20 protein-coding genes and 1 pseudogene are annotated in these 19,166 nt (G+C 44.6%); 2 read left to right on the forward strand and 19 right to left on the reverse strand.

The window, feature by feature from the left end; all coding sequences use genetic code 11:
• Positions 1–22: 22 nt before the first annotated feature.
• The 12 genes and pseudogenes from NI389_RS05665 to NI389_RS05725 form a co-directional block, all read right to left on the reverse strand.
• Positions 23–325 carry a transposase gene (locus tag NI389_RS05665; protein WP_308361966.1) on the reverse strand — a complete coding sequence of 101 codons (303 nt, stop codon included), beginning with the start codon at positions 323–325 and terminating at the stop codon, positions 23–25.
• A 192-nt stretch (positions 326–517) separates the two neighbouring features.
• A complete protein-coding gene (locus NI389_RS05670; protein ID WP_308361967.1) occupies positions 518–1,987 on the reverse strand; it encodes a sensor histidine kinase in 1,470 nt (489 codons plus the stop codon).
• Complete coding sequence (locus NI389_RS05675) at positions 1,984–2,718, reverse strand: response regulator transcription factor (protein ID WP_308361968.1); 735 nt, start codon at positions 2,716–2,718, stop codon at positions 1,984–1,986. Before NI389_RS05675 ends, NI389_RS05670 begins: the two co-directional genes overlap by 4 nt.
• An 85-nt stretch (positions 2,719–2,803) precedes the next feature.
• Entirely contained in the window at positions 2,804–3,514 is a 711-nt protein-coding gene (locus NI389_RS05680; RefSeq protein ID WP_308361969.1) for a spondin domain-containing protein, read from the reverse strand.
• A 10-nt stretch (positions 3,515–3,524) separates the two neighbouring features.
• Positions 3,525–4,169: a spondin domain-containing protein gene (locus NI389_RS05685; RefSeq protein WP_372588624.1), complete on the reverse strand. Its 645-nt coding sequence runs from the start codon at positions 4,167–4,169 to the stop codon at positions 3,525–3,527.
• A 252-nt stretch (positions 4,170–4,421) separates the two neighbouring features.
• Positions 4,422–5,252 (reverse strand): annotated as a pseudogene (locus NI389_RS21135) (transposase); the annotation flags it as partial.
• A gap of 80 nt (positions 5,253–5,332) precedes the next feature.
• Entirely contained in the window at positions 5,333–5,494 is a 162-nt protein-coding gene (locus NI389_RS05700) for a hypothetical protein (RefSeq protein WP_308361971.1), read from the reverse strand.
• A gap of 138 nt (positions 5,495–5,632) precedes the next feature.
• The gene (locus NI389_RS05705; RefSeq protein WP_308361972.1) at positions 5,633–6,166 is read right to left on the reverse strand and encodes a glycine-rich domain-containing protein; all 534 of its coding nucleotides are present in this window, start codon (positions 6,164–6,166) and stop codon (positions 5,633–5,635) included.
• A complete protein-coding gene (locus tag NI389_RS05710; protein ID WP_308361973.1) occupies positions 6,166–6,309 on the reverse strand; it encodes a hypothetical protein in 144 nt (47 codons plus the stop codon). Before NI389_RS05710 ends, NI389_RS05705 begins: the two co-directional genes overlap by 1 nt.
• Before the next feature lie 368 nt (positions 6,310–6,677).
• The gene (locus NI389_RS05715; protein ID WP_308361974.1) at positions 6,678–7,421 is read right to left on the reverse strand and encodes a hypothetical protein; all 744 of its coding nucleotides are present in this window, start codon (positions 7,419–7,421) and stop codon (positions 6,678–6,680) included.
• Positions 7,415–7,894, reverse strand: a complete 480-nt coding sequence (locus NI389_RS05720; protein WP_308361975.1) for a hypothetical protein — start codon at positions 7,892–7,894, stop codon at positions 7,415–7,417. Before NI389_RS05720 ends, NI389_RS05715 begins: the two co-directional genes overlap by 7 nt.
• Complete coding sequence (locus NI389_RS05725; RefSeq protein WP_308361976.1) at positions 7,891–8,553, reverse strand: hypothetical protein; 663 nt, start codon at positions 8,551–8,553, stop codon at positions 7,891–7,893. The genes NI389_RS05720 and NI389_RS05725 overlap by 4 nt, the downstream gene beginning before the upstream one ends.
• A gap of 73 nt (positions 8,554–8,626) precedes the next feature.
• Here NI389_RS05725 and NI389_RS05730 point away from each other — a divergent pair, with 73 nt between their 5' ends.
• Positions 8,627–9,034: a hypothetical protein gene (locus NI389_RS05730; protein ID WP_308361977.1), complete on the forward strand. Its 408-nt coding sequence runs from the start codon at positions 8,627–8,629 to the stop codon at positions 9,032–9,034.
• 116 nt (positions 9,035–9,150) lie between these two features.
• On the opposite strand, the gene gcvP is transcribed toward NI389_RS05730, so the two are convergent.
• From gcvP to NI389_RS05750, 4 genes are all read right to left on the reverse strand, one after another.
• The gene (gcvP, locus tag NI389_RS05735; RefSeq protein WP_308361978.1) at positions 9,151–12,042 is read right to left on the reverse strand and encodes an aminomethyl-transferring glycine dehydrogenase; all 2,892 of its coding nucleotides are present in this window, start codon (positions 12,040–12,042) and stop codon (positions 9,151–9,153) included.
• A 200-nt stretch (positions 12,043–12,242) separates the two neighbouring features.
• On the reverse strand, positions 12,243–12,632 hold the full coding sequence (gene gcvH, locus NI389_RS05740; RefSeq protein WP_208843926.1) for a glycine cleavage system protein GcvH: 390 nt from the start codon (positions 12,630–12,632) through the stop codon (positions 12,243–12,245).
• 61 nt (positions 12,633–12,693) lie between these two features.
• On the reverse strand, positions 12,694–13,776 hold the full coding sequence (gcvT, locus tag NI389_RS05745) for a glycine cleavage system aminomethyltransferase GcvT (RefSeq protein WP_308361979.1): 1,083 nt from the start codon (positions 13,774–13,776) through the stop codon (positions 12,694–12,696).
• 67 nt (positions 13,777–13,843) lie between these two features.
• On the reverse strand, positions 13,844–14,416 hold the full coding sequence (locus NI389_RS05750) for a hypothetical protein (protein ID WP_208843928.1): 573 nt from the start codon (positions 14,414–14,416) through the stop codon (positions 13,844–13,846).
• Between the two features lie 129 nt (positions 14,417–14,545).
• Here NI389_RS05750 and NI389_RS05755 point away from each other — a divergent pair, with 129 nt between their 5' ends.
• On the forward strand, positions 14,546–15,394 hold the full coding sequence (locus NI389_RS05755; RefSeq protein WP_308361980.1) for a LysR family transcriptional regulator: 849 nt from the start codon (positions 14,546–14,548) through the stop codon (positions 15,392–15,394).
• A 66-nt stretch (positions 15,395–15,460) separates the two neighbouring features.
• Here the strand turns inward: NI389_RS05755 and NI389_RS05760 are convergent, their stop codons facing one another.
• The 3 genes from NI389_RS05760 to pepP are packed head-to-tail and all read right to left on the reverse strand — an operon-like array spanning position 15,461 to position 19,161.
• On the reverse strand, positions 15,461–16,630 hold the full coding sequence (locus NI389_RS05760; RefSeq protein WP_308362504.1) for an FAD-dependent monooxygenase: 1,170 nt from the start codon (positions 16,628–16,630) through the stop codon (positions 15,461–15,463).
• Positions 16,631–16,633: 3 nt separating this feature from the next.
• Positions 16,634–17,824, reverse strand: coding sequence for a 2-octaprenyl-6-methoxyphenyl hydroxylase (gene ubiH, locus NI389_RS05765; RefSeq protein ID WP_308361981.1), 1,191 nt, complete (start codon positions 17,822–17,824; stop codon positions 16,634–16,636).
• A gap of 26 nt (positions 17,825–17,850) precedes the next feature.
• Positions 17,851–19,161 (reverse strand): Xaa-Pro aminopeptidase, encoded by a 1,311-nt coding sequence (pepP, locus tag NI389_RS05770; RefSeq protein WP_308362505.1) that lies wholly within the window; start codon positions 19,159–19,161, stop codon positions 17,851–17,853.
• Between the last annotated feature and the right edge of the window lie 5 nt (positions 19,162–19,166).

Below are 19,166 nucleotides of genomic sequence, written 5' to 3' on the forward strand. Positions count from 1 at the left end.
AAAGCCCTAAAAAAGAAAAAGGTTAACTCACTATAGTCAACCTTTCGAGAAATGCACGATGCAAGACCTGACCCCGTTGATTTCTTAGTTGCCGCATCCCTTTAGCCAGATTCGCATCGGGCGTTTCGACTAACAAGTGGTAATGATTGATCATCAAACAGTAAGAATGTATCACCCAATTAAACCGCTCACAGACTGACGTAAGCACCGCCAAAAAACGGGCAAAATCGTCTTCATCGCGATAGATAGTTTGACGCTCATTGCCACGCGATGTGACATGATACAACGCCCCTGCAAACTGAAGTCGTAAAGGTCGGCTCATCATAAAGCCCTAAAAAAGAAAAAGGTTAACTCACTATAGTCAACCTTTCGAGAAATGCACGATACAAGACCTGACCCCGTTGATTTTAGTGATTTTAGCGTTGATTTTAGTGATATTGAGGCGAACCATTTCATTAGACCTGACCCCTGTGATTGTGACCCCAGTGATTCTTAGTGGACCACGATGGTACCTAAGTCAGCCCGTGGCTTTACGCACAGAAAACGTAAATTCAGTGCCTTTACCTAATTCACTCTCAACTTTAATTTCTGACTTTAATAGACGGATAAGACGAGAAGTAATCGCCAGTCCTAACCCTGCATGGGTCTTTTTACAACCTTGACTGTTACTGGCTTTATAGCGCGCTTCAAAAATATAAGGCAGCTCTTTGCTACTAATACCGAGCCCGGTATCACGCACTGCTAACGTATATTGTTGATTGCGCTCTTGGACCTCTATCGTGATATTACCGCCTGCAGGCGTATGCCGAATAGCGTTATCAATTAAGTTAGCCAACACTCGCTCAAGTTTGGCGATATCAGAGTAAACTTGAGCATCGAAAGTTTCGGGCTGTAAAGTTAAAGTAATATTGGCCTTAGCCGTTTTGAGCGCAAATTTAGCAAAAATGTCGTAAATCAATTCACCTAAATTAAATACTTCAAGCTGTACATTGGCATGGCCCGACTCTAGATGCGCAAGCTCAAATATTTGATCAATCAAACTCTTTAATTGGGTGCAGTTTTTAAGTGCTACTTGTAAGTAATGGGTTTGTTGCTCAGGTTTGGCATGTTGTTTCTCAATCAGCTCTAAATACCCTTGTAATGAGGCGAGCGGCGTACGCAGATCATGAGAAAGGTGCGCTAATAACTGTCTACGTTGCGTGTCGAGTTCAGTGAGCTGCGCCATTTGTTGATTAATGGTCACTAGCATTTGATTGACACTATTGCCGAGTTGGTGCACTTCGTTATTCGTGTTTGACCACTGTGGCATAGCCAATTCGGTTAGATCAAACTGCGCCTTTTCTGCTTTATGAATAAAATCCCCTAGTTGTTTTAAGGGCGAGGTAATATAGCGAAATAGCAACACCGCCACAAAAAGTAAAATAACCACCAAGATCAATAAACCCGCCGAATGCTGAAACAAGTGATCTGAGCTGCTGATCTGCGTAAAAATAGAATCGTAGGCAGACGAGCCGATAATTACGTATAAATAACCTTGTAATGTCTCATGATTATAAACTGGCGCAACTGAGAAGATTTTTTGTTGATCAAAACTGCGTGGATCATCGCCAAAAATAGGCAAGTTGTGTGGTTCTTCAATAAGCTGTAGCAGAGGTCTTAAATCGATACTTTGCTTTTTCACATCGCCGGGGTTGGCTGAGTATGCAACTAATTTACCGCTTGGATTGACAAAGTAAAACTCAAAGGACGGGCCTAGCACCATCAAAGTATGAAATAGGCTTTCAAGGGCCTTATAATCGTAAACGCCTTGCTTAAGTAACGGGTTGTCATGGGCTAGGTGTTCAGCCAGGCCTAAATGCAGCTTTTGCTCAGCTTGAGCGCGAGAGACTTCAGACACACATTGCGTCCAAGTCACAAACGAAATAAGAATAATAAAAAGCACCGTTGAAATAGTCAGGCTTAGGCGCTGATAAAGAGATTGGATCATAATGATGCCTGTTGCACTGATTTAGCGTTAAGTTTGTAGCCCACACCCCATACTGTTTCTATGATGTCTTGCTGGCACAAGTGGCCGAGCTTACTGCGCAAGCGATTGATGTGCGAGTTAACGGTATGCTCGTAACCTGAGTGGTCATAACCCCACACAGATTCAAGTAATTGTGCGCGCGAAAAGACTTGATTGGGGTGTCTTGCAAAAAAGTAGATTAAATCGAATTCGGTGGCTGTGAGGTCGATGATTTGATTGTCAATGAAGACTTCATGGCTGCTTGTATCAATCTGCAATGCGCCCAACATCAGGGCGGACGGCTGTGCCGTGACAGTATCGCTTGACTGTTTCTGCATGTTAAGCAACTTAATATGGCGGATCTGAGCTTTAATCCTCGCTTGGAACTCTCGATAGCTAAAAGGTTTGCAAATATAGTCATCGGCACCAATCTCTAGACCAATCACTCTGTCTATTTCACTACTTTTAGAGGTTAGTAATACCACACTTACCTGGGGGAATAGCGATTTGATTTCTCGACAAACACTGAGCCCATCTATACCCGGGAGCATAATATCGAGCAGCACGATGTCATAATAGCCTTGCATTAATTTTGCCATGGCGCTTTCTCCATCGATCACGTGCTCGACATCCAGTGATAACTCTTTAAGGTGTACCAGAACTAACTCTGCAATATCGAGATCGTCCTCAACGACCAATACTTTATGTTGCATATTTCAACCCCTCACAAGTAACCCCTCATCGAGGCGCATTTACTTTGTAATGCCCATCACACACATTGCAATGGGCATGTAGGGCTTATTTCATTCTTGTTATGGTGACCAACATGAGTGGGTTATCGAATTTATGCGTGCTATCTAAAATAGAGCTAGAGAGCCCGTCATCATTACCGACAACGCCTGGATGCATGGCAACCTTATCTATCGCCTCACGGGTACTATTGAAGCCCTCACCACCATCGGCTGGACCAGGAATAGTGCCTTGAGCCTCAGTATTTGCTTCGGTACCGGCATCATAGGCATAGGTACGCATAGCAACACTGTCGCCTTCTGCAAGGTTTGATACGTCCATAGCATTAAGACCGGTAAAACCATCATTTGTATTCACCATCATGGTAATTAACGAGAGTTTGTAGCCAACAAGGCTTTCGGTAGTGAGCATTAATTCTTGGCTAGCCCCCGGTGCAAGCGGAGCATCCGCTGAGCTTGACATCATGACTGCTTCTAACCCAAGTAGACCCGAATTATCCCCGCCTTCCGCTAGTTTTTCTAACTCGACACTTGCCGCTTCGCCTAGTTTCCAAAATTGCCCTTCTTTATGTAGCGCGATGCCGATTGGAGAAAGTGGCTGTCCATAGGTGAGGTTAACCGCAGTGACTTTTAACCTTATTTGCTCTGTCGCCGGAGGTGTTGGTGGTGGTGTTTCTGACATCATGTCATTGTTGTCACTGCCACAACCTGCCAGTAATAGACCTGCAAATACAGGCACACATAGTTTTAACGCTTTCATGGTAAGCCCCTTACTTTACTGTTACCGTCACTTTTGCCACAGGGTTTAACCAACGGTGTACTGTGTTGTGTAAATCGCTTTTACCACCTGTTGCTTCGTCATCACCTAAGTTGCCGCGGTGAATGTGTACCATCATATTTGCTTCTTCACTAGTTACGCCACTACCTTGAGTACCCGGTGCCATACCCGGAGAAGCAGGGATGCCTAATGAGCCTGGTGCACCAGACCCCTCAACAATCAGCTCGTTATTAGCTTCAGTACCCGCATCGTAAGCGTTGAGATAGATATGATACGTGCCCGCTTGCGTGGGAATTGGCCAAGCATCTAAACCAACAAAACCATCGTTGGTTGGCAGCATCATTGCGACAAGTGACAATGTTGAGTTAATTTCTGAGCTTTCAACCATCGCCATAGTAGATGCAGTCGGCGCCAACAAGCCTTCTGCTGGGTTAGCTGCAGTGCTGGCATTGATGCTTGAAAGCTCTGCCGCAAGACCTGAAATATCACCGCCCTCGGCCATAGCTTGTAATTGCAAAGTTGCTTTGCTACCCACTTGATAGAGATGGCTATCACCGCTGTGTGCAGCGACGAGTAAAGGGGTAAAGTAAATGCCCTGCGTAAGGTTGGTAATTTTGACTTCAACGCTTGCTGCCATGACTTGGCTGCTTGCCAAAAAAGAAAGTCCTGTGATGAGTGCACTTGTTGCTTTATTCATGTCTTGCTCTTTTAAGTTTGTTAAACACAAATCAAGTGTGCAAGACAGTTATCGCAAAAGGGTGGCTAAATATTCACAAATCTATCACAAGAGTATTTTAATTTTATCTCAAGCTTAGTAGAGCATTTAAAACAAGGCGTAGTTCGCAATGAACCACGCTTTTTGAAAGTTAATGAGGGCTAATGGATTGGCTCACCCTCTCGATTTTATAGTGGCTACGTGTGAATTCATTTTGCACCGTGCAACCGCCCTGCTCACCGTCGAATAATGCACGCCAAATTCCTGCGCGATTTCGCTCATGGAATATTGCCCGTCTAAATACGCTTTTGCCATACCCTGCTTTGGGTCGTTTTGGTACGTTTGTTTATAGTGGCTAAGTGGCAATGCACTCGCTCGCTTTTGCTTTTTCGGTACTTCGCTGAGTGTTAAATCAGCCTCGGCTTGTGCTGTTTTTAAGTGCAGCTCTACAAACTCGCTACTACCTAAAAACACCTGATTTTCTAAGTTCTGCCAAATATCAACGCCAAGGCCTTGTGCCACAAAGTCGCTGTAGTGCTTGATGGCGGTCTTTCGCGACTTGGCAAATAACAGCAGTAGCGCATCGGTTGCCAACCAATCGGGTGACTTTCGAAGACCGATAGCGTCTTGATAGCTGCTCCACGGCCACTCTACTGGCGAATCAACCATCCCTTTTGCCCGCACTGGATTAAGCACAATATAGCGGCATAACTCGAGCAAATAGCTGTCTTTATCGACCAAAATGCTTTTATAGCGCCCTTGAAATAGATGACCCACACGCTGGTACTTACGATTAAACTGCTGGGTATAGACACCGTTTAGTTGCCGCATCCCTTTGGCCAGATTCGCGTCGGGCGTTTCGACGAATAAATGATAGTGATTGGTCGTTAAACAATGCGAATAGCTCACCCAGTTAAACCGCTCGCAGACGGATGTGAGCACTGCCTGAAAACGCACAAAATCGTCTTTACTGCGATAAATAGTTTGGCGTTCATTCCCTCGCGACGTGACACAGTGCCCCCGCTGATTGAAGTCGTAATGGTCGGCCCATCAAAAGGCCCTAAAAAGAAAAAGGTTAACTAACTTTAGTCAACCTTTCGAACATTGCACAAAGCAAGACCTGACCCCATTGGTCCCGTTTGATGACCCCATTGGTCCCGTTTGACTTGCTGCGCGTGTTCATCCCATCCAATGACATGAAAGCTAGTCTTGCCTAAATCGATACCAAGAGTTTTTATATGAGTCATGGTTTGCCTCTCTATTTTTGTCTTCTCAACAACACCTTAGCAGGTGATATTGAGGCGAACCATTTCATTAGACCTGACCCCAAACACCTCTTTGGTTATTACAAGACCTGACCCCATTGGTTATTAGATTATTGATTATTATTTACAAGCGCTTGGAACTCGACACGCACAACTTGACGGAGCATGGCAAGCGTGGTCATCGCCACAGCGAGCACCTATTTGATCGTCATAAAGCATCTCTGTTGGAAACTGACCAAAGTGCTTCTCATAGAGTTTTACTGTTTCGTTAAAAGTCTTCTGCAATTTATGATGGTCATCCTCACCAAAGATCCCAAAATAGGGGTAATGATGAATATAGAAACCGAAAACAGCTTCACAGTCTTTCATATAACTTTTGGTGTCAAGAATATGTTCATGCCAAAACTTATCAATCAGTTTACTAGGCACTAGTGGTTGTTTAGGGTACCACTTTTTCAAAGACAAAAATTTACGATATTCCAGTTCGGCTAAAGAACATTGCTCATCTGACCAAGTGCTTTCTGAAGACTTAGTTAATTTCCACTTTAACTTTTCAAAGTTTAAATTGGCGACTGCTCTGTCTAACTTCAAGAAAGCCTCCGAGGGGTTTTGCATAATACCAATACTTGTGTTGCCAATAGTTAAAGCTTCCATTACTTACCCCCTTTTTGATTGGGGTTTAACTGCTTACCATGATTCCCTTGATTTTGATCATATTGACGATTGGTGCCAGACGTACCTTTATTAGCATTAGATTGGTTTGATTGATTGTCACTTGGTTTAATTTGTTTGCTCATTACAAGCTCCTTAATTTCAATTTAATATTGTGAAACAAGTACGCTTCACCTTCGCTTTAAAAAAGAAGTTAAGTTTTTTCTATGAATGAGCACTAAAGGCAAAAAATGGCCATCGACTAATTCAAAAATCAGACGGTAACAACCTAGTTTGAACCGCACTAAGTGGGGCGCGAGTACCAACCTTTTGCCTCCAATAGATTGGAAATGAGCAAGCGCTAATAGCTGGTTTTGGATAAGGCGCGCTTGGGAATAATATCTTTGCGCGACTGCTGGCGGAAATTTGGTAAATAACTTTTTAAGTGCGGTCATGTTTAATAGCTCCTGTTAACCTAAGAGCTATTATGATTTTGTGCGCCGCACAAAAAAGCCTAAACTAAAATTTTTTTCAGATAGTTTAAAGCTTCTTTATTTTCATTTAATTGAGATGTAACTCTATCCTCTAACTGATTAATAAATTTGAGTTTTTTTAACTCCAAACGTTTAATTTCAGACAGTTTTTTCAACGCCAACTCAAACTTTTTTGCACTTTCTAACTCTTCTACCTTACTAATAATGTCTATTACTTCACGCCAATCTATAGCAACATCAAATAGAAGCTGTATTGGCTCTAATTCAATATCTTGACGGCCTTTTTCAGTAAAAGGAGATGGCAATCTATGTTCAAACAAATCAAATTCAGGCTTTTGGAGTGAATCAATAATTGCAGAAATATTAGCCGGTGTTACCCCAAAAAAAGAAGTAGCGGCAAGGTGAATATCATAACTTGAACAGAGATCTGAAGCATTTACAATATAAGTCCTTTTAACCTGGATCTTTTGCTTGTAGAACTCAGTGAAGATACTTTTGACATTTCTAGTTTCTGAGATGCATAAAAGGCATAACGCGTTATAAATAGCGTTTTCACTTCCTCTGTTAACCTCATAAAAATTTTTACCTCCACTGTCCGTATTTTTCTCAGTGAAGACTTTCTTAGCATAGGGTATTTTGCCTTTGATAAATATGTTGTTCAAAGCGTCATGCAGCTTCTTAGGTAAATCACACTGAGGATTGATAAGCCCTGTTGCTATCCTTCTAATTGACCTATTGCTATTGGCCTTATTTGTCGCTACCAAATTAGGACTTCCTTACAAAGTAATTCGCGAACATCTTCCCTGTTCATATCAACCTTGGATGAACTAAGCATGATATCTATCGCTTGCTTACCTCGAATACACTGATATTTACGATCTCTACTGCTGTAACTAAGCACTCTTTCGTTATCGTATCGAGTAAAAACCGCATTTATGACACCTACACACATACCAATTTGAAGTGCTTCCTTTTTTGATAAGCTAAACACACCCAAAATACTACTTTCATCTTCTTTAATCTCAGAGCATGCTTCAGGGATCCAATTAACCCTTTTAGTTTTAATTTGTGCTGCCCCAATACACTCGCCAAGTTCTATAAACTCTTTTTTGTTCAATAAAATAAGTGAATTTTCTGTCACTTCAGTTAAATCTTGGCAAGTATCAGGCAATAAAACCTTAGCGTCTAAAGAGAATGAATAACAAAATAAAAGAAAAGTTATGACTAATAGTTTCATTCTTCGTAGCTCTTTGAACAAAACCTAAGTGAATAGCCATAAACTAGCAATTCGACAATATTGAATAATGCCAAAATTTCATCCGAATTAGATCCATCTAAAACTTGGAAAAAAACATCGTCAAATGACTTTTCGAACAAGAGAGACCCCAGCAAAATACACGCTAATATAAATAACGAGAGCTTTATCATGTTAATTAAAGTCAAAACGAATGAATTAGCTAACATAGCCAAACCATATCGCATTACATCATACTTTTTCACTTCCGATAAAAGCGGCTTTATTTTGTAAAATAGCAAACCAGCAAGAGCAAAAAGATACAAATGATAAAATGGCGTTGTTGTTGAAACTTCGCCAACTCCCTCTACAAGCTCAGTGTCAAAAGCTATTTCTAAGTAAAGCAGCGTAGCCACACTGCAAATAAGAATACAGAAGTAGATGAAGGTGCTTAAGACACTTATGGGGGTATGTCGAAATATATATAACTGCTTTGGGTTGGCAATAAAAAAGCGTTTACGTGATTTTTGAATAAGATCAAGCTCAGTATCTGAGAGATAAGCTGGCTGAACAGGTGTTTTCGAGTTGAGAGCTTTATTGACATCTAGACCTACAGCGAAATCTGTAACTGAAGATTGCTCTAGAGAATATTTATACTGCATTTACACTCCTTGTGAAAATAGTTACGACAATTCTAACATCAAAAACAGAAGTTAAAATATCATTTAAAAAAACATGTCAAATAAATCAGTCCTATACACTATTTTAGTGGAACGATGGGGGTCAGATCTTGCATTGTGCAGTCTTTTCTCAAAACCAGCAGACACTACCCGTCCCCCTTCTATCACACCTGAAAATAAGCAATTGATGAGTAATGCCAGTGCATGGATGCGCTGCAAGGCTGATTTAGTCCTAGGATGGGCTATTCAGCCGTTTACGTTCATATCAATTGATTATTTGAAGATTAAGCGTGATTTAGGGGTGACGAGTAACCGATGCGAAGGATCGCAGCACGAGGAAGTGGAGGCATGGATGCCGACAGGCGGTTGCTTCATGGATGAATTTCTAAACGTTATCAAATTGAATTGCACCCCCTCTTTGGTTGCCGTCGCCAACGCAACAAAGAGTAAGATTGAAGACTAATTTCAATCCTGACGCGCTAATACAAGACCTACACCCACAAAAAACTTCATAGACCATACAAACAAAAAAGCCGACTTACGTCGGCTTTTCAATTTTTACAATTTTAAGTCAAAGACTTACTCTGCATACGTATCCGTTGAAGGACATGAACACACTAGGTTACGGTCGCCGTATACGTCATCGATACGCGTTACCGTTGGCCAGAATTTGTCTTTCATGACTGACGCAACTGGGAATGCTGCGTAGAAACGGTCGTAGGCACGGTCCCACTCGTTGCCTAGCACATCGCCTTGCGTGTGCGGAGCAAACACTAATGGGTTGTTTTCTACTGACCATTCGCCCGATTCTACTTTCGCGATTTCGCTACGGATAGACACCATCGCTTCGATAAAGCGGTCGATTTCTACTTTCGACTCCGATTCCGTTGGCTCGATCATCAGCGTGCCCGCTACTGGGAACGACATAGTCGGAGCGTGGAAACCGTAGTCCATTAAGCGTTTTGCTACGTCCATTTCTGTGATGCCAGACGCTTCTTTAAGCGGACGAAGGTCAACAATACATTCGTGCGCTACGCGGTCGTTACGGCCACGGTAAAGAATTGGGAAGTGCTCGCTTAACTTTTGCGTTAAGTAGTTCGCGTTTAAAATCGCGATTTCAGTCGCTTGCTTCAAGCCTTCTGAGCCCATCATCGCGATGTATGCCCAAGAAATTGGCAGGATAGCCGCTGAACCGAATGGCGCTGCAGATACTGCACCATTCGTTTCTGTTGTGCCCTTTACTGTGATTAGGCTGTGCGCTGGCATAAATGGCGCAAGGTGTGCTTTAACACCGATTGGGCCAACACCTGGGCCGCCGCCACCGTGTGGGATACAGAATGTTTTGTGTAGGTTAAGGTGCGATACGTCCGAGCCGATAAAGCCTGGGCTAGTTACACCGACTTGCGCGTTCATGTTCGCGCCGTCCATGTATACTTGGCCGCCGTGTGAGTGGATGATGTCACACACTTCACGGATTGACTCTTCGTATACACCGTGCGTTGACGGGTAAGTTACCATGATACACGCTAGGTTTTCAGACACTTCTTCAGCCTTCGTGCGAAGGTCGTTCATGTCGATGTTACCTTCTTTGTCACACGCCACCACCACGACTTTCATGCTTGCCATTTGCGCTGTTGCCGGGTTTGTACCGTGCGCAGAGCTTGGGATCAAACAGATGTTACGGTGCGCATCGCCACGTGACTCGTGGTATTTACGAATTGCGATTAGACCGGCGTACTCACCTTGTGCACCTGAGTTAGGTTGTAGTGATACGGCGTCGTAACCTGTGATGTTAACCAGCCAGTCGTGTAGCTCGCCCATCATGATTTGATAGCCTTCAGCCTGCTCTAATGGGCAGAATGGGTGAAGGTTGGCAAACTCTGGCCACGTGACTGGGATCATTTCCGCCGTCGCGTTTAGCTTCATGGTACATGAACCCAATGAAATCATTGAGTGGTTAAGCGCTAAGTCTTTGTTCTCTAAACGCTTAACATAACGAAGCATTTCTGTTTCGCTGTGGTAGCTGTTGAAGTTTTCATGCGTGAGTACTTTGTCGTCACGAACTAGGCTTGCAGGAATACCGGTGATGCCGTTTGCTGCTACGTCTGCGTCTAGTGCAGCTACGTCAAGACCGTGGCCTTCGCCTACGATAATGTCGAATAGCTCTGCGATGTCAGCGCGTGTTGTGGTTTCGTTTACTGCGATGCTGAACTCGCCTTCACGGTTCACTGCAAAGTTAACGCCTTTAGCTTGTGAGCGTGCAACGATCTCAGCTTTGTTTGCCGCAACAACCGTGATGGTGTCAAACCATGTGTCGTGCTTAAGCGCGATGCCTTTTGCTTTTAAGCCAGTCGCAAGGATGCTTGCAAAGCGGTTGATGCGCTCAGCAATGATTTTAAGACCTTGTGGACCGTGGTATACCGCGTAGAACGCAGCCATGTTGGCAAGTAGTACTTGCGCTGTACAGATGTTTGAGTTCGCTTTTTCACGACGGATGTGCTGCTCGCGCGTTTGCATTGCCATACGTAGTGCGTCGTTGCCTAAACGGTCTTTAGAAATACCGATAATACGACCTGGTAGTGAACGCTTGTACTCGTCGCGTGTTGCGAAGAATGCTGCGTGTGGACCACCGTAGCCCATAGGCACACCAAAACGTTGTGCAGAACCGAGTACTACGTCTGCACCTAGTTTTCCTGGTGCTTTAAGTAGCAATAAGCTCATGATGTCTGCGGCCACACAGGCAATCGCTTTTTTGTCTTGAACTTGTGCAATGAGGCTTGTTACGTCTACAACTTCACCCGTTGTCGATGGGTATTGGAATAGCGCACCGAAAATCTCGTGGTTTGCTGCATCGCTTGCTGGACCTACGATGATGTCGAAACCAAATTGCTCAGCACGTGTTTTTACTACGTCGGCTGTTTGTACGTGTACGTCGTCTGCAATGAAGAAAGCGTTTGCTTTTTTCGCTTTAGAAACACGTTTTGCCAATGCCATCGCTTCTGCGGCTGCCGTTGCTTCGTCAAGCAATGACGCAGACGCAAGGTCTAGACCAGTTAAATCTAATGTCAACGTTTGGAAGTTTAGTAGTGATTCTAAACGACCTTGTGCAATCTCTGGCTGGTATGGTGTATACGCTGTGTACCAACCTGGGTTCTCAAGTACGTTACGTAGGATAACGTTAGGAACGTGCGTTGGGTGGTAACCTTGGCCGATGTATGACTTGAATACTTTGTTTTTGCCTGCAACTGATTTTAAGTAAGAAAGTACTTCTACTTCAGTGCGTGCTTCACCGATTTCAAGTGGCTTTGGTAAACGGATCCCAGCAGGTACCGTTTGCTCGATAAGCTCTTCAACACTCGATACTCCAAGAGCAGATAGCATTTCACCGATTTGTGCCGGCGTTGGCCCGATGTGGCGGCGAATAAAATCCTGCTTTTGCTCTAGTTGTGCAAGAGATTTAGCGTTTGACATTAGTCTAGATTCCTATGATCCAAATTCGATAGTCTGGCAAATGAGGGCATTGGCCAAATGTGTCATATGTGAGCGTCTGGGTAAAACGCCGCACGTTCAGAAATCGCGTGCTGTGTATGGGAAGCCGCTCGTTTCTGCCCCCTAAACGGGGTATGCAAAAAGCCCCAACAAATTGGGGCTTTTGCTTTATTCGCTTACGCTTATTCTTCGTCGATAGAGTTCGCGTAGCCTTCAGCGTCAAGAAGGTTTTCAAGCTCTTCTAGATCTGACGCTTTCACTTTGAATAACCAGCCGTCACCGTATGGGTCGCTGTTTACAAGCTCTGGAGAACCTTCAAGATCTTCGTTGATTGCTACGATTTCGCCACCGATTGGTGCGTAGATATCAGAAGCTGCTTTTACTGACTCAGCAACCGCGCAGTCTTCGCCCGCGTCTACTTCGTCACCAACTTCTGGAAGCTCAACGAAAACCATATCACCAAGAAGTTCTTGCGCGTGCTCAGTGATACCTACTGTGTAAACACCGTTGCCCTCGTCGCGAACCCACTCGTGAGAAGACGCATACTTTAACTCGCTAGGAATGTTGCTCATGTTGTTGTTCCTTTGGTTAAGACACTGATGCGTACGCACGGGCATACGCATCGTTTTATTATTAAATAACAGCTTTACCGTTACGTACGAAGCAAGGCTTCACTACTTTAACGTCAAATAACTTATTACGCATTTCAACTTGCGCTGTTTCACCCGTTGAACGTGGTACACGGGCTAATGCAACACTATAGCCTAATGTTGGCGAGAATGTACCAGAAGTGATAATACCTTCGCCACCTTCTACGATAACTTTAGTACCAGAACGAAGTACACCTTTGCTTTCAAGCACAAGACCTACTAGTTTATCGGTGCTTTTCTCTTCACGTTGTTTTTCAACTACAGCACGACCGATAAAGTTACGTTCCGCAGGTTCCCACGCAATTGTCCACGCCATGTTTGCAGCCAGTGGTGACACGCTTTCGTCCATATCTAGGCCGTATAGGTTCATACCTGCTTCTAAACGTAGTGTATCACGTGCGCCTAGGCCAGCCGGCGCTACGCCTGCGTCGAGTAATTTTTGCCATAGGTCAGCGGCGTCGTCGTTGTGCACAACGATTTCGTAGCCTTCTTCACCTGTGTAGCCTGTTGTTGCGATGAATAAACCACCTGCTTCAACACCGAAGAAAGGCTTCATGCCTTCTACTGCTGCATTTTGTTCTGCCGTGAATACCGCTGCCGCTTTTGCTTTTGCGTTAGGACCTTGAACCGCAATCATCGCAAATTCAGGACGCTCTGTTACGGTTACGCTGAACTCGGCAGAAACCGCTGCCAAGTGCGCTAAATCTTTTTCACGCGTTGCTGAGTTTACGACTAAACGGTAGTTTGTTTCGTCAAAGAAGTAGATGATTAAGTCATCAATAACACCGCCCTGCTCATTCAGCATGCCTGTGTAAAGTGCTTTACCCGCAACCGTTAATTTTGCAACGTCATTCGCCACTAACTTTTGCAAGAATGCTTTTGCATCCGCGCCTTGCACGTCCACAATCGTCATGTGCGATACGTCAAACATACCTGCATCTTTACGCACTGCGTGGTGCTCTTCAATTTGTGAGCCATAGTTGATTGGCATTTCCCAGCCGTGGAAATCAACCATTTTTGCGCCAGCTTCAAGGTGCTTTGCATGTAGTACGGTTTTTTGAGTCATAATCTTCCTGCTTGTTGTTTGGCGAACGCTTGGGCGCTCGCGTTGCAATACTGGAGTCACTGAACGTTTAGTTCAGCATAAAACCTTTATCTTGCCAAAGAGCTTGCCACTTTGGCAGTTGCTCAGTCTGGCTGACTAATTGAAATTGTTTTTCTTCTCCGGCCACCAATGAGGTCACAAATACGTCACCGCTTTGAGCACCATAGCAAAGCTTGATGTCAGTCAGTTGAAGGCCAGGAGTTAAATCAAATGTCTCGACTAACGAATCAAACGCCGCGTCACCAGAAATTGTGGCTACCGCGAGATCTTCACGCGCAACGTAGGCAATGTCGTAGTCGGATGCAAAGGTGTTGAAGAGCTGTAACAAGGCGTGAATAGCCGTTTCATCCGCGATAAAACGGTAGGCTGTGTCACTGAAGTAATACAGGGTGAACGACTCCCCTGTTGCCAGTTTGCCATGTAAGCCAAGCCCTGGCGCCATAAGACGGGTAAGCGAAAGACCAAGCTCAGTTTGAAGAAAAGGGGTTGCTTCAAAACCGCTGAAGTCTAAAACAGCCAGTTTACCCGTTGTGAGTAACTGGTTATTCGCTGCGTTTTGGCCAAGCGTGTGTTTGGCGAACATAGTAGCTGCAAATGGCATACAAACACCTGAACGATACAATATCCCTTGAGTATATTGGGGCGCATGAGCAACAACAAATTGTAATTATTTATCAATTGATAAATAATATTAATGTAAGCGGGTTTATAAATTTCGATTATTAATATTATGAAAAATTTATCTTTAGATGGGTTACGCACGTTTGTTGCGGTAGTTGAATTGGGTGGTTTTGCCAAAGCGGGCGATTTGCTGGGACTCTCTCAGCCTGCCGTCAGTTTGCAAATCAAGCGACTTGAGGATTTGCTAGGTCGGCGATTGTTTAAAAAACAGGGTCAACGGCAAGTGTTGAACCAATATGGTGAGATGTTGCTGCCGCTTGCTAAGCAAATGCTGCAATACAACGACGCTATATTGCAACAATTCACGTCCGAAAGTGTCACGGGTAAAGTTCGTTTAGGTATTCCTTCTGAATTTGCCGCCCGTATCTTACCTGCCATTATTGGTGACTTCGTTGCGCTCTATCCCGATGTCGCATTGGAGGTAAAATCGAGACTGAGTAAACACTTACTTTCTGTGTCACGAAAAGACCAGTTCGATTTAGTGTTAGCGCTGAATGAAGATTTAGACTCCGCTACCCTCCCTTCATTTATGCAAGATCAATTGGTTTGGGTTGGGGATTTAAGTTTGTCACATCGTGATGTCATTACCTTAGTGACAGCACCGGAAGGCTGCATCTATCGCCGCCGCGCTACCGAGGCGCTCGATAAGGCCGGTTTGAAATATCGAATCATATACAGCAATGCGGACTTAACGGGCCTCACAGCGGCACTGAAAGAAGGGTTAGGGATAACGGTACTTGCCCGCAGCACCGTTCCAAATGAATTGCCCTATCAAGCGCAATCGGAGGTCCTACCGGAACTAGGCCCGATTGGAATTAGTTTGGTCAAACACACCAATGAATCCAGCAATGCCGTGGATAAATTAGCGGAGTTTATTTCAACCAGACTTGTGGTTTAACGCCAATGAACACAATGTCGATAGAGTCGCGCGATATGAGATCGCGCGAAAAATACTGTGCTTACCTTACTTGCCTTCTATCGCTTGCTTGGCAAATAAATCTTTAATCGGGCCTAGTTTATCAACCACTGACAATCCCACGCCTCGAATGAGTTTTTTCAATGGATTATTGCCTTCAAATAAGGTTTTTAAACCTTGCATCATGGCGATGTGTATTTGGGCATCGAGTTTACGACGACGCTCATATTCTCGTAACAGTTTAATACTGCCGAACTCATCCGCAGGCTCACTTAATAGCTCGATAAGCAGCGCGGCGTCCTTTAAGCCTAAATTCATGCCAAGACCCGCAAGTGGGTGAATGGTATGTGCGGCATCCCCCATCAATACCACTCGTCCTTGTACCCACTCTTTAGCGTAACGCATCGTGAGTGGAAATACCGCTCGTTCACTGACCAGCGAACAAAGGCCACATTGACCATCAATCGCCTCATGCAATGCTTTGTTAAACTCCATTTCGTCCATTGCCACTAACGCATTTGCGTGGTGTGGCTCTGTCGACCACACGATAGAGTGGCTATGGCCGTCTTGCAGCGGTAAAAATGCTAATGGTCCTGTTGGCAAAAAGACTTGGCGCGCTGTACTGTTGTGCGGTAACTGCGTTTTAATGGTGGCAACAATGGCGTGGTGGTCGTAATCCCAGTACGTAATGGGCATATTGAACTGTTTACGAATTGCGGAATTTGCGCCGTCTGCTGCAACAAGCAGTTTAGCCATAATGGGCATGCCTGTTTCTAATGTGACCAACACATCGGTTTGTGTTTGGTGCAACGTCTGATAACGCGTGTTGTAATGCAATTCTGCATTCACATTCGCCTTTAACGCATTGTATAGCGCATAGCGAATGGCTTCATTTTCAACGATATGACCAAGCTCTGGTAAATCCAGCGTTTTACCACTAAAGGTGATTTTACCTGTGCTGTCTTTGTCGCGTACATCCATTTCATGATAAGGCGCTGCGCGCGTTGCTGCAATGTCGTTCCACACGCCGAGCGCGTCGAACAGCTGCTGGCTGGCGAGGCTAATCGCTGACACTCGGGTTTCATATTCATCGCCCAAAGCATGAGGGACTTTACCACTGTCAATCACGGCGACGCGTACGCTCTTTTTCGCAAGGCCGAGTGCCGCAGCAAGGCCTACACATCCGCCACCCACAATACAAACTTGAACTTGCTGCATCACTTAAACTCCTTGCGCGATTTTGCCCATTAACTGCTTTGCCAATGGGGATTTTAACGACGGTGAAAGTGTCATGGAAAGTAAACCAAGGCTTCGGCCTAGCGCCATCACTCGACTTTCATTTGAAAACAATCGCACTAACGCATCGGTCAACGTCATGACCTTTTTGATATCGGGATCCCGAGCGATTTTGTAGGCCTCGGTAAAACGATAATCGCCCCATTCTGCTGCGGACGTTTCTGTAAACAATTTAGCTAATACTTGGATATCACGAAGACCTAAGTTAAACCCTTGTCCAGCAATCGGATGAATCGCATGCGCGGCATTGCCTAAAAATACACAACGATGTTGCACTAACGAATTTACACGCCCCAACACAAGTGGATACGTTGCACGCTGGCCTACCTGTACAAATTGTCCCGCTCGATAACCAAACGCGTTTTGTAATTCATGCAAAAACGCTTCTTCTGGCAAAGTTCGGAACGTTTCTAAATCCTCTTCTGGCATACACCAAACTAAAGAGTAGCGATTTCGACTCATCGGCAATAATGCCATTGGACCGTGCTGAGTAAAACGCTCGAAGGCTTTTCCTTGATGCGGCTGTGCTAGTCCAACATTCGCTATCAATGCACCCTGTTCATATGCGACACGGTCAAATTCACCTTTCAGTAATTGCCGAGTTGGCGAATTCGCTCCGTCCGCAACAACAACCAGCTTTGTCTTCAATTCCATGCCCGAATTAAGGGTAACTTGGCTGAATTCCAAAGTTGGCTCGATACCTTCTACTGTATCAGGACAAAAGAGAGTAATGTCGTTTTGCAACAACTGTGTATGAAGTTGATGACCAAACGGCGCGACTTCGACCACAATCCCCAAAGCGTCAACACCGTATTCATCCTTATTGATCCATGTTTTACCAAAGTGACCACGATCAGACACTGCAACATCATGGATCTCAGCCATGTACTCAGTATTCGCAGAGAAAATACCGAGTTCATGAAGGTATTCAACAGATTGGGCTGCCAATGCAATGCTGCGATCATCAAAACTTGGGTGATATTCACTCTGTGGTTTATTTGCCTCTACCACGGCGATACAGCACTGTGGCGATTGCTTTTTAATTGCCAGCGCTGCGGTTGCTCCAGCCAGTCCACCACCGACGATCACCACATCAAAATTCGACGTTTTTTCCATGAGTCCAAGTACTTCTTCGATTTTTGTTATTTCTGCATGATCGCTTCAATGTCAGCGACTGTTTTTGGCACATCTTTCGTCAACACGTCATAACCTGTAGCGGTCACCAATAAATCGTCTTCAATACGCACACCAATGCCTTTAAATTCATTGGGTACTTCTGCGTCTTCATCAAAATACAAGCCTGGTTCAATGGTTAGCACCATGCCTTGTTCAAAAGGACGATCTTTTTCGTCTTGTTTATACTCACCCACATCATGCACATCAAGGCCCAGCCAATGCCCAAGACCATGCATATAGAACGCTTTGCACGCTTGGCTGTCCATTAACTCATCTACCGTGCCTTTCAATATACCAAGTGAAATCAAGCCTTTTGTCATCACTTGCATAGCCGATTGATTGGCCGCTACTAAGGTTCCGCCGGGCTTTACATGTTCAAATGCGGCAAGTTGGGCATCCAGTACTAAGTTATAAATCGCTTTTTGTGCGTCACTGAACGTGCCATTTACTGGGAATGTGCGCGTAATATCCGCCGCGTACCCTTCAAGTTCACACCCAGAATCGATGAGGACGAGATCCCCTGACTTTAAAACGTCGTTATTTTCAGTGTAATGCAGGATATTGGCATTGTTTCCTGAACCAACAATCGTGCCGTAGGCTGGATGTCTCGCACCATTCATTGCATAGTGGTGATGGATTTCGGCTTCAAGTTGAAATTCTGTCGCGTTAGGCTTTGAAAATTGCATCGCTCGAATATGTGCAGCGGCACTAATTTGTGCAGCTTTGCGCATTACATCAAGTTCAGCTGATGACTTAAACAAACGCATTTCATGCACTAATGTACGAATATCGCGAATGATTTCTGGCGCACGGTACCCTTTTTTAGGCGCTCCACGTAGCGTACTGATAAGCCCCCAAACTTGCTCATCAAAATCAGCATAAGTCCCTTGTGCAAAATACAGCACTCGTTTCAGATTAAGCAGTTCAAGCAATTTGTCATCTAACGAAGAAAGCGGATACGTCTCATCAAATTTCAATGTGGTTTTTGCTGCTTCATATCCAAGACGGCGCCCGTGCCAAATTTCCGCAACCTTATCTTTATTACGACAGAATAAGATGCTTTGCGTTTCGCTTTCGCGGCTTTTAGTTAAGACCAACAAAGCATCCGGTTCTTTAAAGCCGGTTAAATAAAAAAAGTCGCTGTCTTGACGGAATGGAAACTCCGTATCGCGGCTTCGTGTCACTTCACGAGCAGCCGGAACAACGGCAATAGAATTGGGTTTCATTTGCGCAAGTAAGCGCGCTCGTCTTTGTACGAACTCAGCAATTTCAATCATTAGTG

Origin of the sequence: Pseudoalteromonas xiamenensis (assembly GCF_030994125.1) — a bacterium.
GTDB classification, from domain to species: Bacteria; Pseudomonadota; Gammaproteobacteria; order Enterobacterales; family Alteromonadaceae; genus Pseudoalteromonas; species Pseudoalteromonas xiamenensis_B.

Excerpts from the sequence above, each read along its gene's own strand:
- NI389_RS05710 (WP_308361973.1), bottom strand. The coding sequence starts at position 6,309 with ATGAGCAAACAAATTAAACCAAGTGACAATCAATCAAACCAATCTAAT.
- NI389_RS05685 (WP_372588624.1), bottom strand. The coding sequence starts at position 4,169 with ATGGCAGCAAGCGTTGAAGTCAAAATTACCAACCTTACGCAGGGCATT.
- NI389_RS05755 (WP_308361980.1), top strand. The coding sequence starts at position 14,546 with ATGAAAAATTTATCTTTAGATGGGTTACGCACGTTTGTTGCGGTAGTT.
- NI389_RS05730 (WP_308361977.1), top strand. The coding sequence starts at position 8,627 with ATGTCAAATAAATCAGTCCTATACACTATTTTAGTGGAACGATGGGGG.
- pepP (WP_308362505.1), bottom strand. The coding sequence starts at position 19,161 with ATGATTGAAATTGCTGAGTTCGTACAAAGACGAGCGCGCTTACTTGCG.
- NI389_RS05705 (WP_308361972.1), bottom strand. The coding sequence starts at position 6,166 with ATGGAAGCTTTAACTATTGGCAACACAAGTATTGGTATTATGCAAAAC.
- NI389_RS05725 (WP_308361976.1), bottom strand. The coding sequence starts at position 8,553 with ATGCAGTATAAATATTCTCTAGAGCAATCTTCAGTTACAGATTTCGCT.
- NI389_RS05760 (WP_308362504.1), bottom strand. The coding sequence starts at position 16,630 with ATGCAGCAAGTTCAAGTTTGTATTGTGGGTGGCGGATGTGTAGGCCTT.
- NI389_RS05675 (WP_308361968.1), bottom strand. The coding sequence starts at position 2,718 with ATGCAACATAAAGTATTGGTCGTTGAGGACGATCTCGATATTGCAGAG.
- ubiH (WP_308361981.1), bottom strand. The coding sequence starts at position 17,824 with ATGGAAAAAACGTCGAATTTTGATGTGGTGATCGTCGGTGGTGGACTG.
- NI389_RS05665 (WP_308361966.1), bottom strand. The coding sequence starts at position 325 with ATGATGAGCCGACCTTTACGACTTCAGTTTGCAGGGGCGTTGTATCAT.
- NI389_RS05720 (WP_308361975.1), bottom strand. The coding sequence starts at position 7,894 with ATGAAACTATTAGTCATAACTTTTCTTTTATTTTGTTATTCATTCTCT.
- NI389_RS05670 (WP_308361967.1), bottom strand. The coding sequence starts at position 1,987 with ATGATCCAATCTCTTTATCAGCGCCTAAGCCTGACTATTTCAACGGTG.
- NI389_RS05680 (WP_308361969.1), bottom strand. The coding sequence starts at position 3,514 with ATGAAAGCGTTAAAACTATGTGTGCCTGTATTTGCAGGTCTATTACTG.
- NI389_RS05750 (WP_208843928.1), bottom strand. The coding sequence starts at position 14,416 with ATGCCATTTGCAGCTACTATGTTCGCCAAACACACGCTTGGCCAAAAC.
- gcvP (WP_308361978.1), bottom strand. The coding sequence starts at position 12,042 with ATGTCAAACGCTAAATCTCTTGCACAACTAGAGCAAAAGCAGGATTTT.
- NI389_RS05700 (WP_308361971.1), bottom strand. The coding sequence starts at position 5,494 with ATGACTCATATAAAAACTCTTGGTATCGATTTAGGCAAGACTAGCTTT.
- gcvT (WP_308361979.1), bottom strand. The coding sequence starts at position 13,776 with ATGACTCAAAAAACCGTACTACATGCAAAGCACCTTGAAGCTGGCGCA.
- gcvH (WP_208843926.1), bottom strand. The coding sequence starts at position 12,632 with ATGAGCAACATTCCTAGCGAGTTAAAGTATGCGTCTTCTCACGAGTGG.